Origin of the sequence: Pseudomonas sp. RIT-PI-q, from assembly GCF_001297125.1 — a bacterium.
Taxonomy (GTDB): Bacteria; Pseudomonadota; Gammaproteobacteria; order Pseudomonadales; family Pseudomonadaceae; genus Aquipseudomonas.
The window spans coordinates 1-340 of sequence record NZ_LHPC01000002.1 but is presented as its reverse complement, the minus strand read 5'-3'; the positions used below and the strand labels follow the sequence as shown (position 1 = coordinate 340).

Sequence of the window (340 nt, the reverse complement as noted above, 5' to 3'; positions counted from 1 at the left end):
TCGGGCTGGATGCCGGGGTTGTGCAGTTGCGAGAGTTTTTCCGCCGGCAGGGTCGAGGCGAACTGCCAGGCCTTGCGGCCCATGGCGTCGTAGCCGAAGCAGCTGGTGAGCTGCCCTTGGGTGCGCAGGACTTCGCGGTGCAGGTCGTCGCGTTCCATATCGCTGATGAGCTGGCCGTCGAGGTTGAGTTGGTGCAGGTGGCCGCTGCCGTAATACAGGTGGTTCAGGTGCTGGCCGGTGGGCAGGGTCAGCGTGGTCAGGTTGCTCAGCGGATCGTAGTCGTAAGACAAGGCGCCTTGCGGCGTGGTCTCTTTGATCAGGCGGCCCAGCAGGTCGTAGG

Annotated in this window: 1 protein-coding gene; it reads right to left on the bottom strand. The window is 64.4% G+C overall.

Features of this window, described 5'->3' with window-relative positions; genetic code table 11:
- Window positions 1-340: RHS repeat domain-containing protein (locus AEQ67_RS00005; RefSeq protein WP_442965623.1), on the bottom strand; the 340-nt coding region annotated here is incomplete at both ends.